A 15,756-nucleotide genomic window follows, 5' to 3' on the forward strand; every position below is an offset into this window, starting at 1 on the left:
CGGGCGCGGTGAGCACTGCAGGGTCCGTGAGCACTGCAGGGTCCGTGAGCACTGCGGGGTCCGACGTGCTCGGACGGGCCAGTCCAGCGGGTGCGTCGAGTCGGACCGGAGCGGCCGGCGCGCCAGGTACGCCCGGTGCGGACACTGCACCGCCGAACGGACGACCGGCAGCGGGGGTGACGCCGGCCACGGCCGTTCGCCTGGCGATCGCGTCGAAGAGCGGCGTGGAGGACACAGCGGACCTTTCCCGAGGAGGAGTCGGATGTCCCGCCGATGTCGGCGCCGGCGAGTGGGACCGAGCATAGTGCGCGTATTTCACATCTGCAATACCCGACGCTCGCGATTCACCCGGCGGCGGCGACCACGTCCAGGACCGCACGCCCGTAGGAGTCGAGCTTGGCCGCACCGACACCGGAGATCTCGGACAGCTCGTCGAGGTCGGACGGTCGTACCGCGGCGATCCCGCGCAGGGTGGCGTCGTTGAACACGACGTACGCCGGGACCCCCTGCTCGCGTGCCTGCCCGGCTCGCCACTGTCGCAACGACTCGAACAGCGGCATGGCCTCCTGCGGGATGTCCGACACGACGGCTCGGCGGGCGCGACCGGCACGCGGCGCCTTCACCGGGTCGCGACGCATCCGGACCTCGACCCGTCCGGCCAGGACGTCGGCGCTGGTCGGGCTGAGGACGAGCGTGCCGTACCCGTCGCCGGAGACCGCCACGTACCCCTGCGCCAGGAGCTGGCGTGCGACGGCCTTCCAGTCGGCGTCGGACAGGTCCTGGCCGATGCCGAACGTCGCGAGGGTGTCGTGCCGGAGTTCCTGCACGCGCGGCGACTGCTTGCCGGTGAGGATGTCCACGAGGTGCGCCACCCCGTACCGCTGCCCGCGCTCACGGTCGAGCCGCACGATCGTCGACAGCAGCTTCTGTGCGGGCACGGTGCCATCCCAGGACTCCGGCGGCGCGAGGCACGTGTCGCAGTTGCCGCACGGCGTGGACTCCTGCCCGAAGTAGGCGAGCAGGCGCACCCGTCGGCACTCGACCGTCTCGCACAGGGCGAGCATGGCGTCCAGGTGCGCGCTGAGCTGCCGGCGGTGTGCGGCGTCGCCCTCGGACTGGTCGATCATCCGGCGCTGCTGCACGACGTCGTTCAGGCCGTACGCCAACCACGCCGTCGAGGGCAGTCCGTCGCGGCCGGCACGACCGGTCTCCTGGTAGTAGCCCTCGACCGACTTCGGCAGGTCGAGGTGCGCGACGAAACGGACGTCCGGCTTGTCGATGCCCATGCCGAACGCGATCGTGGCGACCATGACGATGCCGTCCTCGCGCAGGAACCGGGACTGGTTGCGCTCACGCACCCGGGCGTCGAGGCCGGCGTGGTACGGCAACGCGGCGATCCCCTGGTCGACCAGGGCGGCAGCGGTCCGCTCCACCGAGTTGCGGGAGAGGCAGTAGACGATGCCGGCGTCCCCGCTGTGCTCGGTGCGGATGAACGTCAGGAGCTGCTGCAGGGCGCCGGTCTTCGGCTCGATGCGGTACTGGATGTTCGGCCGGTCGAAGTCGGCGACGAAGTGGGCGGCGTCGTCGAGTCCGAGCCGGGCGGAGATCTCGCGGTGGGTCTGCGGCGTCGCGGTGGCGGTCAGGGCGATGCGCGGCACGGTCGGCCAGCGCTCGTGCAGGATGCTCAGCTCGAGGTAGTCCGGCCGGAAGTCGTGCCCCCACTGGGCGACACAGTGTGCTTCGTCGATGGCGAAGAGCGCGATGCGGGCCCGGTCCAGGAGCGCGCGCGTCGACTCGATCCTCAGGCGCTCCGGAGCGAGGTAGAGCATGTCGACCTCGCCAGCGACGATCGCGCGCTCGACCCGAGCACGTTCGTCCGGCGCCTGCGTGGAGTTGAGGAACGCGGCCCGGACGCCGTTCGCGGCGAGGGCGTCGACCTGGTCCTGCATGAGGGCGATGAGCGGCGAGACGACGACGCCGACGCCGTCGCGCACGAGCGAGGGCACCTGGTAGCACAGCGACTTGCCGCCGCCGGTGGGCATGAGGACGAGGGCGTCCCCGCCGGCGACGACACGGTCGATGATCGCGGCCTGCTCCCCGCGGAAGGCGTCGTACCCCCAGACCCGGTGCAGCACGTCGAGGGCAGCGGAGCGGGTGCCCGCCGACTCGGGCGCGGGCGCGGTGGGACTCATGCGACGAGCCTACGGCCGGGGGCCGACACCACCGGACTTCTCCACAGTCACCGCTGCGGACGTGGCGTGACCGGCATCGGCATGGGCATCGGCATCGGCGGACGCACCGACACCCTCGTCCGGGTCGGCACCGGCGCCGACCCGCACCGGCTCCCGCACCGAGTCGCCGGGGGCGACCGACCCGTCACCGAGCGCCGGCGCACCGGACCAGCCCGGGCCTCCCGGCCGGAGCCACTGCCGACCGCCCGCCCAGGGCGGCACCGGTCCACGGAACCGCGGGGCCTCCTGTCCGGGGAACCGACGGTCCAGCTTCCGCCAGTGGGCCACGAGCTCGACGAGTCCCCAGTACCCGAGGGACGACGCCAGCGTGACGACGAAGCCCTGCCACGAGCCCTGCGAGCCTTCGCCGGTCAGGTCGATCTCGGACCAGCCCGGCGCCTGCAGCACGAAGATCATGATGTTGTTCAGCGCGTGCTGGAGGACCGTCGCCTCGAGCCCGCCGGTCCGGAGCACGATGACCGCCGCGACGAGCCCGAACGAGCCGACGTCGAGGATGCCCCAGATGTTGTACCCGTTCGGGACGTGCAGGACGGCGAACAGCAGCGTCGAGACCCCGACGGCGACCACGGTGCTGACGACCCGCACCGGGATCCACGAGCCGATGGTCTGCATGAGGAACCCGCGGAAGACGTACTCCTCGGCCGCCGCCTGGAACGGCACGAGCAGGACGACCAGCAGGATCGTCACCGTCAGCGTCTGCAACGACACGGTGGACTGACCGATCGCGGCGGTGTTCCAGTGCAGCCCGCCGTCGAAGGCGAACATGCCCCACGACTGGAGCAGGAACATCACGATCCCGAGCACCAGCAGCGGCAGCAGGCACCATCCGAGCCAGCCCCACCGGATCCGTAGCCGGATCGAGGACAGCAGCCCGTACGGACCGAGCCGCGCGATCCTCATCGACAGCATGATCGCCGGCAGGAGCACCACGAGGGACACGAGCGACATCGACAACACGAGCGGGTCCGTCGGGTCGAGCGCCCCCTCGGACAGCTTCGCCAGCAGGTCGTTCAGCCCCTCCGGGCCGCGCTGCACCCCGATCGGCACGAGGTAGGCGATCGCGATGACGATCTGCGACAGCACGTAGAAGCCGAGGAAGACCGCCAGGGCCACGAGCGGACGCCACCACCGCCAAGCCGCATCGACACGGGGCAACCGGTGGTAGGGAACGCTCACGCCGAGCAGGGTACCGGTCCGGGCAGGATGGGACCCGTGATCACCGTGCTGCTCGGCCTCGCCGGCGCCGTCGTCTACGGCGCCGCGGACTTCCTCGGCGGCCTCGCGTCCCGCCGGGCACGGGCGGTGTCCGTGACGGCGGTCGCCGCCGCCGTCGGTCTCGCGCCCCTCCTGGTCGGACTCGCCCTGCTCGGCGGTCGCTTCGGCGGCGAGGCCGTCCGATGGGGCGTGGTGGCCGGGGTCTCCGGCGGCGTCGGCGTGCTCCTCCTGTACGCGGCGCTCGCGACCGGACCGATGAGTGTCCTGTCGCCGCTGACGGCGGTCTTCACCGCGGTCGTGCCGGTCGCGGTCGCCCTCCTCCGCGGCACGGTGCTCTCCCCGCTCGGGGTGGTCGCGCTCGTCGTGGCGGGCGTCGCCGTCGTCCTCGTGGCGGCGGTGCCGGACAGCGGTGGTGCCCGCCTGACCGCCCGCGGGGTCGTCACGGCAGCAGCGGCGGGGTGCGGACTCGGCGGGATCGTCCTGGCGTACGACGCATCACCGACGGACGCGGGCGTCGCGACGCTCGTGGTGGCGCGGGTCGTGCAGGCGGTCCTGCTCGGTGCGGCGGCGCTCGTGGTCGTGCGGCTCCGGCCGGGAGGCCCGCCACACGACGCAGGGTCGGTCGGCGGCCCTGCCGGCGCCGGGTCCGGTGCCGTGCGGTCCGGACCGGGCCGGGCGCTCGTGCTCGCGGTGGTCGGGTGCGGGGTCCTCGACGCCGTCGCCAACCTGTTCATCCAGGCGGGCCTGCACTCGAGTGACGACCCGTCGACCCTGCCGGTGATGAGCGTGCTCAACGCGCTCTACCCGATCGGGACGGTCCTCCTCGCCGGGCTCGTGCTCCGTGAACGGCTCACCGCGGTGCAGGCGACGGGCATCGTGCTGGCGTTCGCCGCATCCGTCGGGCTCGCCCTGTCCTGAGAGGACTGCGAGGAATCGTCAGAGTTCTGCGGCGCCCGATCGCCCGACCTCAACCGCATCCGGCCCCGGACCCGCATCGTCGACGATGAGCCGCTTGCCCAGCGAGACCGCCTGGTCCGGCGCGTACCCGAGGGTCTCGTAGAAGGCGATCACCTGCTCGTTCCCGGCGCGGACCTGCAGGTTCAGCTTCGGGCACCCCATGTCCGTGAGCAGCCGCTCGAACTCGGCCATCATCGCCCGTCCGAGCCCGCCGCCCTGCAGGTCCGGGCGCACCGCGAGGTAGTTCACCCAGCCCCGGTGCCCGTCGAAACCGGCCATGCCCGCGGCGACGACCTCCGGGGCACCCCCGGCAGCGCCCTCCGCGACCAGGAACAGCTCGGGCTGCACGGTGAGCTTGCGTGCGATGTCCCGACGGGGGTCGTTCCAGGGTCGGACGAGCCCGCAGGACTCCCACAGCGCGACGACGGCATCGGTGTCCTCGGGACGGAACGGGCGGATGAGGTGCTCCATCTCCACCACGGTAGCGGTGGACCGCCCTGTGGATGATCCCCGCAGCGAGCCGTCGCCGTGGTCTGATAGACCTACTGCGCCGTCCACACGAACCGGAGCCCCAGTGACCTCTCACGACACGCTGCCGACGCGACGCGACGCCCGCGACGCGGCCGATGCCGAGCGGCCCCGGCGACGACGCCCCCGCCAGACCGTCTTCGGCGCGCTCGTCGCACTGCTCGCGGAGCTCCTCATCATCGCGGGAGCGGGCACCGGGCTCTACGTGGTGTGGACCGCCTGGTGGACGGACGTCGTCGCCGTGAACGAGCAGAGCGCCCTCGTGGAGACGCTCAAGCAGCCGGAGACCAAGAAGGCCGTCGGTCCGGAGCACCGGGACGAGGCACCCGTGCTGTCGGAGCCGCCGGGGATGTCGACCGTGTTCGGCACCATGCAGATCCCCCGCTTCGGCGCGGACTACACGCGTCCGATCGGGGAGGGCACGGACCGCGAGCAGGTCCTCAACACGATCGGGCTCGGGCACTACCAGGACACCGCGATGCCCGGGGCGGAGGGCAACTTCGCCGTCGCCGGTCACCGTGTCACCTACGGCAAGCCGCTCAACCAGATCGCCGAGATGCAGGACGGTGACTCGATCGTCGTCCGTGTCACGGACGCGGAGAAGGAGTTCGACGTCTGGTACGTCTACAAGGTGACCGACAGCCAGATCGTCACGCCGGACAAGATCGAGACCATCGCTCCGGTGCCGAACAAGCCCGGGGTCGAGCCGGGCGCCGAGGACCGCTGGCTCACCCTGACGGCCTGTCACCCGATGTGGTCCGCTGCCGAGCGGTACATCGTGCACGCGAAGATGGACTACTGGATGCAGGCGTCGGACGGCACGCCGAAGGAACTCTCGGAGACGGCCAAGTGATCTTCCCCCTCGTGTGGCGCCTCCTGCCCGGCCCCACTGCGCTCAAGGTGCTCGAGCTGCTCGTGCTCCTGGTCGCGATCGTGTTCGTCCTCTTCACGTGGGTGTTCCCGTGGATCGCGGCCGACATCCTGCCGCCGCCCGACGGCACCGTGGACGCACCCCACTCCCCCTGACCGGCGGACGATCACCGGGCGGACGGTCACTGGTGAGCGCTGACCGGCCGGCACTGACCGGCCGGCACTCGTCAGGGGTCCGGCCGGTCAGACGGTGGTGGTGACGCGGGAGCCGCCTTCGGGCGTGCGTCGGACGGCGATCCGCTCGGGGATCCGCTGCTTGAGCTCCTCGACGTGACTCACGATGCCGACCTGACGTCCGCCCGCGGTCAGCCGTGACAGCTGTCCGATGACGTCGTCCAGGGTCTCCGGGTCGAGGGTGCCGAACCCCTCGTCGACGAACAGCGTGCCGAGCGACACCCCGCCCGCCTCCGCCTGCACGACGTCGGCGAGCCCGAGCGCCAGGCACAGCGAGAATGTGAAGGTCTCACCACCGGACAGGCTCCTCGGGTCCCGGGTGCTGTCCGTCAGGTGGTCGCGGACCGCCAGTGCCAGACCGGTCCGCCGGGCCCGGGTACCGGTCTCCCGTTCGTCCGACGTCTCGAGTGCGAACCGTCCGGCGAGCATCGCTCGCAGCCGGTCGTTGGCTGCTGCGACGACGTCCTCGAACCGCCGCATGAGCACGTAGGTTCCGAGCGTGATGCCGGTCGGGTTTGCAGTCGGTGCCGCGGTGGCGATGTCGGCGAGACGGACCACCGCGCGGCTCTCGGCGCTCGTGGTGTCCCGTGATCGGACGGCCCGTGCGAGGTCGGCGGCGCACCGCTCCGCAGCGGCGGCACGCTCGGCCGCGGCTGCTGCGGCTCGGGTGGCGTCGTCGAGGGCGGCGGCAGCGGCATCCCGGGCGCTCCGGGCGGCGTCGAGGTCGAGCACGACGCTGCCCTCGCCGTCCTCGCGCGCCGTCGTGGCCGCCAGGTCCTCCGCTGCCGCGACGACCGCCGGCTCCGCGAGTCCGGCCTCGACCACGGCCAGCTCCCGGTCCGCGGCGGCCACGAGCCCGCGGAGTCGATCCGCCTCGGTGCGGTCGAGGGCGGCGGCCCGTGCGGAGCCGACGTCGGTGAAGCCCTGCGCCTGGACGGCGGCGTCGACCTCGGCCTTGCGGTCGGCGACGTCCCGCTCGGCGGCGGTCACGCGGTCGTCCAGGTCCGCCACGGTACGGAGCACGGCGGCCACGGCCTCGACCCGTCCGACCAGGTCGGCCAGGGTCTCGTCGACGCCGGGGTCGATGGCGGTCCTCGCTTCCGACCCGGCACCTCCTGACTCGGCCTCGATGGCGACCGCGAGCACGGCCTGTCTCGCCGCCTGCACGCGCTGCTCGTCGTCGGCGATGCGAGTGCGGTCTCCCTCGATGCGGTCGGCGAGGACCCGACTGCGCGTGACGAGGTCGTGGTGGTCCTCCTCGAGCGACCGGGTCGCCCGGTCGTGGGCCTGCAACCGACGCTCGTGCTCCTCGACGGCGTCGGCCGCGGCACGGGCTGCGTCGAGGCGGGCCTCCGCGTCGCTGCGCTGCCGAGCCACGGACGCGTCGTCGTGGTCACCGACGGCCTCGGTGAGACGGACGAGCTCGGCACTGGCGACGGCGTGCTCGGCCGTCGCGGCGGCGAGGGCGCGCTCGGCGTCAGCGCGGGACGCAGCGGCGCGGTCGATCTGGTCGGCGCTCGGGTGGTCCTCCTGCGGCTGCGCCACGGCCGGGTGCTCGACCGCACCGCAGACGGGGCAGGCGTCGCCCGGGGTCAGCGCCGCGCCGAGTTCACCGGCCAGGCCGGCGATGCGGCGAGCCCGGAGGTCGTTCTCGACCGAGAGTGCGCCGGACGCGGTGGCGGCCGCCTCGCTGACGGCGGCTGCGGTGTGCGCTGCGGTGTCGGCAGCGGCGGCCCGTGCGGCGAGCAGACGCGCGAGTTCCCGTGCGGTCGCGACCGCGCGTGCAGCAGCATCGGCATCGGCCGCGGTGTCGGCTGCCTGGCTCGCCGCGAGGACGATCGCGGCGCGCTCGTCCGGTCGGGCAGCGAGCGCCTCGGCGGCGGCACCGATCCGGGTGCGCGTCCGTTCGAGCTCCTCGACCGCGGTCCCGACCGCGACCGTCCGGTCGGCGAGGGTCCGCTCGAGCTCGACGAGGTGCCGGACGTCGGCGAGGACCGCCGCGAGCCGGTCGTGGGTCGCCCGGGGTGCCGGATCGGTGACCTCATGCCGGTCGCGGACCGTCGAGCGCTCGCCCACCAGCGCGGTGAGCCGGTCCTCGGCCGAGGCGGCGCCGTCCGCGACCGCCACGACCACGGCGGCGTGGTCCGCGAGGACGAGGGCGGTCCGGTGCTCGGCGACGGCCTGCGCTCCGGCGGCGATGGCGTCCTGGCGGGCGAGCAGGTCACGGCGCCGGTCGACGGCCGCCTGGCGCGCGGTCAGGTCCTGCAGGTGGGCGACGGTGTGCTGTGCGGCGGCCGCGGCGCGTGCGCGGGCGTCCTCGTGCGCGGCCGCGGTCCGGTGCAGCACGGCCACGACGTCGCCGGCGGTCGACTCGTCGGCGTCGTCGTCCCCGGAGGCCTGGCTGAACCGGCCGAGCGCGTCGCGCACCCGGGCGTCCGCCGCCTCGACCTCGGCGACCGCAGCTCGTCGCCGCGCCGCGAGTTCGTCGGCGGTCCGGTCGTAGACCGCGGTCCCGAAGAGTGACTGCAGGAGCTTCCGACGGTCCTCACCGGGAGCGCGGAGGAACTTCGCGAACTCCCCCTGCGGCAGCACGACGGTCTGCAGGAACTGGTCGCGGTTCAGTCCGACGACGCGGGCGACCTCGGCGCCGATCTCCGGCGCCCGGTGGGACAGCGGTTCGCCGACCAGGTCCGACGGGTCGGCGAGTCGCCAGAGCTGCGCGGACGCCTGCTGCCGGATCGTGCCGCTCCCCCGTTGCTTCGGACGGTCGTAGGGCGGCGTGCGACGGACGCGGTACACGCCCGCACCCGTCTCGAACACCAGGTCCACGAAGGGCTCGACGGCGGGGTCGGCATGCTGGCTGTACAGTCGATCGGCACTGGCGTCGCTGCCGGCGAGTCCGCCGAAGAGCGCGTACACCACGGCGTCGATGATCGTGGACTTCCCGGATCCGGTGGGGCCCTCGAGCAGGAACACCCCGGACGCGGCGAGCGAGGCGAAGTCGATCGAGACGAGGTCCGGGTACGGGCCGACGGCGCGGAGGTCGAGGCGGTGCAGGTACATCAGCGTGCTCCCTGCTCGGCCAGGGCGGCCGCGGCGGACTCGTAGGCGTCCAGCAGGATCCCGAGCTCCACGTCGTCCGGACGGCCGCCGGTGGCGTAGGTCACGAAGTCCGCGGCGACCTCGACCGGGTCGGACGTCGCGCTGACGGCTCGGGCCGGTGTCCGGTCGGGGACGTCTGCGGGCTCGTGCGTGATGGCGAGGGCGTGCGGGAAGCGGTCCTTCACCCGGGCGTAGAGACGCTCCGGGTGCACGGTGTCCGTCACGGCGACCCGCACCCATGCGTCAGCGTGCTCCGAGAACGCCCCGGACTCGATCTGGGCGATGCTGCCGCGCACGTCGACGAGCCGGCGCGGTACGGGCGTCGGGAGGAGGTCGACCGTCACGGCCCCGTCGGCCGCGAGCTCGACGAGCGTCACGGATTTGCTGTGGTTCCGCTCCCCGAACGAGAAGGCCAGGGGGGATCCGGCGTACCGGATACGGTCGCCTGCACCGACGCGCTGCGGCCCGTGCAGGTGTCCGAGGGCGACGTAGTCCACGCCGTCGAAGGTGGACTCGGCGACCCGGTCGACGCCCCCGACGCGGATGTCCTGCTCGCTGTCGCTCGGCAGCGCGCCGCCGACGAAGGCGTGCGCGACGACCACCGACCGGGTGCCGGGGCGTTCCGCGAGGTCGCGCCGCACCCAGTCCATCGCCGCGCCGACGACGGCCTGGTGCGAGCGGGCGAGCGGCTCGTCGGGCACGGGCGCGAGCGCGTACCGCACCATGTCGGGCTGGAGGTAGGGGATGCCGTACACCGCGACCGGACCGCCGCCGTCGTCGGTGTCGACCAGCACCGGCTCCGCGAGCCGGGACGGCTCGGCGAGGATCCGGACCCGGTCGCTCATGACGCCCGCACCGAATCCGAGTCGGACCGCGGAGTCGTGGTTGCCCGGGGTCACGACGACGGTCGCCGTCTCCGCGAGGTGTTCGAGGACGTGGGAGAGCATGCGGACCGCCTCGACCGGCGGGATCGCCCGGTCGTAGACGTCCCCCGCGACCACCACGAGGTCGACCGACCGCTCGCGGACGACCTGCACGAGGTGGTCGAGGAACGCCGCCTGGTGCTCCAGCAGGTCCGCACCGAGGAGGGTGCGCCCGAGGTGCCAGTCGCCGGTGTGCAGGATCCGCATGTGAGCCACGGTAACGGCCGCCGGGGACATCCCGGACGCCCACGCTGGCCCTGTGGAGGACCGGACGACCGCGGGCACCGGTGGACGACCGGGCGGCGTACGGTCGGACACATGACCACTCCCGCCGAACTCCTCGTCGAAGCGTTCTCCCGCGTGCCCGAGACCGTCGGACGCGCCGTCGACGGCCTGTCGGAGGACCAGCTCGCGTCCCGACCGGCCGCCGGGGCGAACACGCTCGCCTGGCTCGCCTGGCACATCGCCCGCGGTCAGGACGCCCAGGTCGCCGCCCTCGCCGGTACCGAACAGGTGTGGACGGCGGACGGCTGGGTCGAACGCTTCGGTCTGCCCTTCCCCGCCGAGGCGCTCGGGTACGGCATGTCCCGCGACGACGTCGGTCGCGTCCGCGCGTCGGCGGCACTCCTCACCGGGTACCTCGACGCGGTGCACGCGCGCACGGTCGCGTACCTGCAGACGCTCTCGCCGGAGGACCTCGAGACCGTCGTCGACGACTCGTACGACCCGCCCGTGACCGTCGGTGTGCGGCTCGTGAGCATCCTCGACGACTGCGTCCAGCACGCCGGCCAGGCCGGCTACGCCCGGGGCGTGCTCTTCTTCAACCGCTGACGCGCTGCGTCGTCGCCCGCGTCGCGCTTCGCGCACGGACGACGGACGGGAGGCCCGGTACCAGCTGATACCGGGCCTCCCGCGCGCTCGTGGTCGCGTCAGCGCGCGGCGAGCTCCGCGATGATGCGGTCGCCGGGGCCGCTCTCGACGAGGTCCGCCTCGATCTCCGCGTGCTCGAGGATGCCCTCGATCTTGCGGCGACGGCCGCGCGGGACGATCGTGACGACGGTGCCCTCCTTGCCGGCACGACCCGTACGGCCGGACCGGTGCATGTACGCCTTGTAGTCGTCCGGGGCGTCGGCCTGCACGACGAGCGAGACGTCGTCGACATGGATGCCCCGGGCCGCCACGTCGGTGGCGACGAGCACGTTCACGCGGCCACTGGTGAGCAGCTGCAGGTTGCGGGTGCGTCGCGACTGGTTGAGGTCGCCGTGCAGCGAGGTCGCGCGGATGCCGGCGTCCTCGAACTGGTCGGCGAGACGCTCGGCGTAGGCGCGGGTCCGGGCGAAGACGATGGTCTTGCCCTCGCCGGCGACGAGCTCCTCGAGGACGCGGTCCTTGTCGCGCTGCTCGACCACGAGCACGCGGTGGTCGATGGTCGAGGACGCCTGGTCCTCACCCGCGACCTCGTGCACGCTCGGCTCGTGCAGGAACTCCTCGACGAGCGCCGCCACCTGGGTGTCGAGCGTCGCGCTGAACAGGAGCTTCTGCGCGCGGTTGCCCTGCGGGGTGACCTCGGCCGTCGCGGAGAGGATCTCCTGGACGGGCTCGAGGAACCCGAGGTCGCACATGTGGTCCGCCTCGTCGAGGACGGAGATGATGACCTCGCTGAGGTCGAGCGTCCCCTTCTTCATGAGGTCCTGGACACGGCCCGGGGTGCCGACGATGATGTCGACGCCACGCTGGAGGGCACCCTCCTGGCGGCCGTAGGGCACACCGCCGTAGATCTGCGTCGTGAACAGGCCGACCGACCGGGCGATCGGCTGCACCGTGCGGTCGATCTGCAGGGCGAGCTCGCGCGTCGGGGCGAGGATGAGCGCACGGGGGGCGCGGCCCATCTTGCGCTTCGTGCCGCCGCCGTGCTCCATGAGCTTCTCGACCAGCGGCGCACCGAACGCGATCGTCTTGCCCGACCCGGTGCGGCCTCGGCCGAGGACGTCCTTGCCGGCCAGGACGTCGGGGATCGTCGCCGCCTGGATCGGGAACGGGCTGCTCGCACCGAGTTCGGCCAGCGCGCGGGAGATGTTGCCGCCGATGCCGAGGTCGCCGAAGGTCACGCCCTCGACGTCCGCGGCCACGATCGACTCGGCCTGGAGCTTCTCGAGCTTGACGTCGTCGGCCGGGACGAAGTGGCCGCGGGGAGCGTCGTCACGACGCGGGGCGCGGTCGCGGTCGTCACGGTCGAAGCGACGGGGCGCACGCTCATCGCTGTCACGACGCGGGGCGCGATCGTCACGGTCGAAGCGACGCGGAGCACGCTCATCGCTGTCACGACGCGGGGCGCGGTCGTTGCGGTCGAACGATCGCGGCGCACGGTCGTCACGGTCGAAGCGACGCGGAGCACGCTCGTCACGGTCGAAACGACGCGGAGCACGCTCGTCGCTGTCACGACGCGGCGCACGGTCGTCACGGTTGAAGCTGCGCGGCGCACGCTCGTCGCTGCCACGACGCGGAGCACGCTCGTCACGGTCGAAACGACGCGGAGCACGCTCGTCGCTGCCACGACGCGGCGCACGATCATCACGGTCGAAGCGACGCGGAGCACGCTCGTCGCTGTCACGGCGCGGCGCGCGGTCGTCACGGTTGAAGCTGCGCGGTGCGCGGTCATCGCGATCGAAGCGACGGGGGCCGTGGTCATCGGCGTCACGACGCGGAGCACGGTCGTCACGGTTGAAGCTGCGCGGGGCGCGGTCATCACGGTCGAACCGACGCGGCGTACGCTCGTCGCGGTCCGAACCGCGCGCGGGGCGGCCCGCACCGCGCGGCTCCCACGCAGGGCGGCTGCCGCGGCTGTCGCGCGGCTCCCAGTTCGGGCGCTCGCCCGAGGACGGACGGGAACGACGCTCGTCGGCGTCCCAGCGCTGCTTCTGGCGGGGAGCCGTCGGCTCGGCGGCGCGGAAGCCGCGGTGCTTGGCGCTGCGAGCGGCAGGGGTGCCGTTCGGGTGACGCGTGCGGTCGGTGCGGTCGGCGCGGGAGTTCGCGCCCTTGTCGTACGGGGCCATGTGTTCTTTCCGGGGTGCAGACGTACCACGCAGCCCGGCAGCGACATCGGCGGGGGCGGCTCGTGGAGAGGGGGTTCATCGCAACGTCGATCGACGCGATTCCAGCCCTCGAACTACACAACACCCAAACACGTCCGCGGCTCGCGGCCGCGGTGTCGAAGGCCGACCGATCGAGCATACGCGACCGCGCCCGATCAGACCAGCCCCGTCGACCGGCGAGGCCGGAGCCGGAGGCGGGACGGGCCTCCCGGCGGTCGGGTCAGGACTCGGCGAGCCGCTGGCGCTGCTCGGCCACGTCGAAGTCCGCCGCGGGCCACGAGAGGTGCATGTCCTCGAGGGCGCGCAGCAGGAGCTGCTGGACGGCGAGGCGGGCGTACCACTTGCGGTTCGCCGGCACGACGTACCAGGGAGCCTCCGTTGTCGAGGTGCGGTCGAAGACCACCTGGTACGCGTCCTGGTAGTCGTCCCAGAGCAGGCGGTCGTCGATGTCGCCCGGGTTGAACTTCCAGTGCTTGTCCGGCCGGTCGAGACGGTCGCCGAGTCGTTCGCGCTGCTCGTCCTTCGAAATGTGCAGCATCACCTTGATGATCGTCGTGCCCTGCTCGGTGAGCCGTCGCTCGAAGTCGACGATCGCGCCGTAGCGCCGTTCGATCTCGTCCGGTCCGGCGAACTGCCGGACACGCTGGACCAGCACGTCCTCGTAGTGGGAGCGGTCGAAGACGCCGAGCTGTCCCGCGTCCGGCAGATGCCGTTCGACGCGCCAGAGGAAGTCGTGCTCGCGCTCCTCAGCGGTGGGGGCCTTGAAACCCGCGTAGCGCACGCCGTTCGGGTCGACCGCGCCGACCACATGCGAGACGATGCCGCCCTTGCCCGCGGTGTCCATCGCCTGCAGGACGAGCAGCACACGGCGCTGGTCCCCCGCCGTCGCCGCTGCCCAGAGCCGTTCCTGCAGGGCCGCCAGGCGGGAGGCGCCCGCGGCGAGCGCTTCCAGCCCGTCGATCTTGCGGCCCGGGAACCCCGGGGTGGCGTCGGGGTCGACCGTGTCGAGCCGGAACCCGGGGCCGACGCGGAGGAGCGGCTCGGGGTCGGCGTTCCAGGACTTCTGACGGCTCACGGGTCCTCCTGTGGATCTCGTGCCCATCCTGGCACCCCCGCCTGCCCATGTACCGTGGCTGGCGATGAAGTCCGGCCGCCGTACCCTGCTCGCGCTCGTCGCCGCGGCCGCGGTCGTCGGCGCAGCGGCGTCGTGCACCGTCGACGGGACCGGGGACGGGAACAGCACCGTCACCGCCGACCCCGTCATCTACCCGCTGTCGCTGGAGTACCACGGCATCGACGTCGTGCCGGACGTGCCGTACGGGCAGGACCCCCTGCAGCAGCTCGACGTGTGCCTGCCGGCCGACAGTCCGCCCGAGAGCACGTCCACGCCCACACCGATGCCGACGCCGACCGCCCGGGCTGCCGAGGAGCCGGACCGCGTCGAGGTCGGTTCCCGCCCTGCCGTGATGATGATCCACGGCGGCAGCTGGTCCCACGGCGACAAGGCCACGGCGGCGTACCGGTCGGTCTGTCAGTTCCTGGCGTCCGAGGGGTTCGTGACGTTCAACGTCGACTACCGCCTCGCACCGACCGACCCGTTCCCGGCCGGTCTCGACGACGTCCGTCGCGCGCTCGACTTCGTCTTCCGGCCGACCACCCTGCAGACGTACGACGTCGACCCGGACCGGGTCGGGGTGTTCGGTGGCAGCGCCGGCGGCAACCTGGCCGCGCTCCTGGCCGTCGAGGACCACGAGTCGAGCGCCTACGCAGACGGCTCCCGTATCCGGGCGGTCGTCGACCTGAGCGGGCCGACCGACCTCACCGTCCGGTCCACCGAGGCGGACGGGGTCGCTGCCTCGTTCCAGCGGAAGCAGTTGCTGTACCTCGGGTGCGAGTCGTACCGGTCGTGCCCGGCGGCCGGACGAGCGTCGCCGATGTACCAGGTGACGCAGGAGACCGCGCCGTTCTTCATCGGGCACTCCACCGACGAGTTCATCCCGCTGTGGGAGTCGCAGCGCTTCGCGACGACCCTGCGCGACCACGGCGTCCCGGTGACGTTCGTCGCTGTGCAGGGGTCGGCGCACTCGATCGCGCAGCTCGACCGGGCGATGAGCCGCCGGGTGACGGCGTTCCTGCGCGACAACCTGGGCTGACGCCGACGCCGACGCCGTCCGGCCCCGCTGACCGCCCTCCGGGGTGACGTGCTCCGGGGTGACGTGCTCCGGGGTGACGCTCCGGGGCGACGTGCCCCGCACGGGTGGCACCCGGAGCGGGACTGTCGATGATTTCGACGGATCGTCAGGCTTGCCGGGTGACGCACCCTTCGATCTCCGCCCCGACCCCCTCCGCCGTGCGTGCCCGCACCGGCAGCTGGACGTCGGTCCGCACGGCCGCGGAACTCCTGCTGGGGCTCTCCTTCTTCGTCACGGTGGCGTCCGGTTGGTACGGCGCCGCCGTCGGGCAGGCAACCGTGGTCACACCCGTCGCGGCGGTCGTGTTCCTCGTCACCGTGACGTGCGTGCTGGTGTCCTGGTTCCGCGAGCTCGACCAGGACTCCGACGGCCGCTGACCCCGTCTGCGTGC

Annotated in this window: 13 protein-coding genes; 6 read left to right on the top strand and 7 right to left on the bottom strand. The window is 72.8% G+C overall.

Going from position 1 to position 15,756, the window contains the following annotated elements; all coding sequences use genetic code 11:
• Window positions 1-344: 344 nt before the first annotated feature.
• Complete coding sequence (gene recQ / locus DEI84_RS09995; protein WP_110890710.1) at window positions 345-2,192, bottom strand: DNA helicase RecQ; 1,848 nt, start codon at window positions 2,190-2,192, stop codon at window positions 345-347.
• A gap of 9 nt (window positions 2,193-2,201) precedes the next feature.
• Entirely contained in the window at window positions 2,202-3,428 is a 1,227-nt protein-coding gene (locus DEI84_RS10000; protein ID WP_146236348.1) for a CPBP family intramembrane glutamic endopeptidase, read from the bottom strand.
• Between the two features lie 36 nt (window positions 3,429-3,464).
• Between DEI84_RS10000 and DEI84_RS10005 the strand changes: the two genes are divergently transcribed.
• The gene (locus DEI84_RS10005; RefSeq protein WP_110890712.1) at window positions 3,465-4,385 is read left to right on the top strand and encodes an EamA/RhaT family transporter; all 921 of its coding nucleotides are present in this window, start codon (window positions 3,465-3,467) and stop codon (window positions 4,383-4,385) included.
• Between the two features lie 18 nt (window positions 4,386-4,403).
• Here the strand turns inward: DEI84_RS10005 and DEI84_RS10010 are convergent, their stop codons facing one another.
• Window positions 4,404-4,895: a GNAT family acetyltransferase gene (locus tag DEI84_RS10010; RefSeq protein ID WP_110890713.1), complete on the bottom strand. Its 492-nt coding sequence runs from the start codon at window positions 4,893-4,895 to the stop codon at window positions 4,404-4,406.
• A 103-nt stretch (window positions 4,896-4,998) separates the two neighbouring features.
• Between DEI84_RS10010 and DEI84_RS10015 the strand changes: the two genes are divergently transcribed.
• Both DEI84_RS10015 and DEI84_RS15705 read left to right on the top strand, forming a co-directional pair.
• A complete protein-coding gene (locus DEI84_RS10015) occupies window positions 4,999-5,805 on the top strand; it encodes a class E sortase (RefSeq protein WP_258371752.1) in 807 nt (268 codons plus the stop codon).
• A complete protein-coding gene (locus DEI84_RS15705) occupies window positions 5,802-5,978 on the top strand; it encodes a hypothetical protein (RefSeq protein ID WP_181419450.1) in 177 nt (58 codons plus the stop codon). Before DEI84_RS10015 ends, DEI84_RS15705 begins: the two co-directional genes overlap by 4 nt.
• Before the next feature lie 87 nt (window positions 5,979-6,065).
• Here DEI84_RS15705 and DEI84_RS10020 read toward each other — a convergent pair whose 3' ends face one another.
• Together DEI84_RS10020 and DEI84_RS10025 are read right to left on the bottom strand one after the other, a co-directional pair.
• The gene (locus DEI84_RS10020) at window positions 6,066-9,119 is read right to left on the bottom strand and encodes an AAA family ATPase (RefSeq protein WP_110890714.1); all 3,054 of its coding nucleotides are present in this window, start codon (window positions 9,117-9,119) and stop codon (window positions 6,066-6,068) included.
• Window positions 9,119-10,288, bottom strand: coding sequence for an exonuclease SbcCD subunit D (locus DEI84_RS10025; RefSeq protein ID WP_110890715.1), 1,170 nt, complete (start codon window positions 10,286-10,288; stop codon window positions 9,119-9,121). The genes DEI84_RS10020 and DEI84_RS10025 overlap by 1 nt, the downstream gene beginning before the upstream one ends.
• A gap of 111 nt (window positions 10,289-10,399) precedes the next feature.
• Between DEI84_RS10025 and DEI84_RS10030 the strand changes: the two genes are divergently transcribed.
• Window positions 10,400-10,912, top strand: coding sequence for a DinB family protein (locus tag DEI84_RS10030; RefSeq protein WP_110890716.1), 513 nt, complete (start codon window positions 10,400-10,402; stop codon window positions 10,910-10,912).
• Between the two features lie 98 nt (window positions 10,913-11,010).
• Here DEI84_RS10030 and DEI84_RS10035 read toward each other — a convergent pair whose 3' ends face one another.
• Together DEI84_RS10035 and DEI84_RS10040 are read right to left on the bottom strand one after the other, a co-directional pair.
• Window positions 11,011-13,134, bottom strand: a complete 2,124-nt coding sequence (locus tag DEI84_RS10035) for a DEAD/DEAH box helicase (protein WP_110890717.1) — start codon at window positions 13,132-13,134, stop codon at window positions 11,011-11,013.
• A gap of 259 nt (window positions 13,135-13,393) precedes the next feature.
• Window positions 13,394-14,248: a polyphosphate kinase 2 family protein gene (locus tag DEI84_RS10040; RefSeq protein ID WP_258371753.1), complete on the bottom strand. Its 855-nt coding sequence runs from the start codon at window positions 14,246-14,248 to the stop codon at window positions 13,394-13,396.
• 64 nt (window positions 14,249-14,312) lie between these two features.
• Here DEI84_RS10040 and DEI84_RS10045 point away from each other — a divergent pair, with 64 nt between their 5' ends.
• Window positions 14,313-15,326 (top strand): alpha/beta hydrolase, encoded by a 1,014-nt coding sequence (locus tag DEI84_RS10045; RefSeq protein ID WP_110890719.1) that lies wholly within the window; start codon window positions 14,313-14,315, stop codon window positions 15,324-15,326.
• Window positions 15,327-15,484: 158 nt separating this feature from the next.
• Window positions 15,485-15,742 (top strand): hypothetical protein, encoded by a 258-nt coding sequence (locus DEI84_RS10050; RefSeq protein WP_110890720.1) that lies wholly within the window; start codon window positions 15,485-15,487, stop codon window positions 15,740-15,742.
• Window positions 15,743-15,756: the final 14 nt, after the last annotated feature.

It is taken from the genome of Curtobacterium sp. MCBD17_023 (assembly GCF_003224415.1).
In the GTDB taxonomy this organism is placed as follows: Bacteria; Actinomycetota; Actinomycetes; order Actinomycetales; family Microbacteriaceae; genus Curtobacterium.

What these genes read in the sequence shown, in the direction of transcription:
- recQ (WP_110890710.1), bottom strand. Translation starts at nt 2,192, where the DNA reads ATGAGTCCCACCGCGCCCGCGCCCGAGTCGGCGGGCACCCGCTCCGCT.
- DEI84_RS10010 (WP_110890713.1), bottom strand. Translation starts at nt 4,895, where the DNA reads ATGGAGCACCTCATCCGCCCGTTCCGTCCCGAGGACACCGATGCCGTC.
- DEI84_RS10020 (WP_110890714.1), bottom strand. Translation starts at nt 9,119, where the DNA reads ATGTACCTGCACCGCCTCGACCTCCGCGCCGTCGGCCCGTACCCGGAC.
- DEI84_RS10025 (WP_110890715.1), bottom strand. Translation starts at nt 10,288, where the DNA reads ATGCGGATCCTGCACACCGGCGACTGGCACCTCGGGCGCACCCTCCTC.
- DEI84_RS10030 (WP_110890716.1), top strand. Translation starts at nt 10,400, where the DNA reads ATGACCACTCCCGCCGAACTCCTCGTCGAAGCGTTCTCCCGCGTGCCC.
- DEI84_RS10035 (WP_110890717.1), bottom strand. Translation starts at nt 13,134, where the DNA reads ATGGCCCCGTACGACAAGGGCGCGAACTCCCGCGCCGACCGCACCGAC.
- DEI84_RS10045 (WP_110890719.1), top strand. Translation starts at nt 14,313, where the DNA reads ATGAAGTCCGGCCGCCGTACCCTGCTCGCGCTCGTCGCCGCGGCCGCG.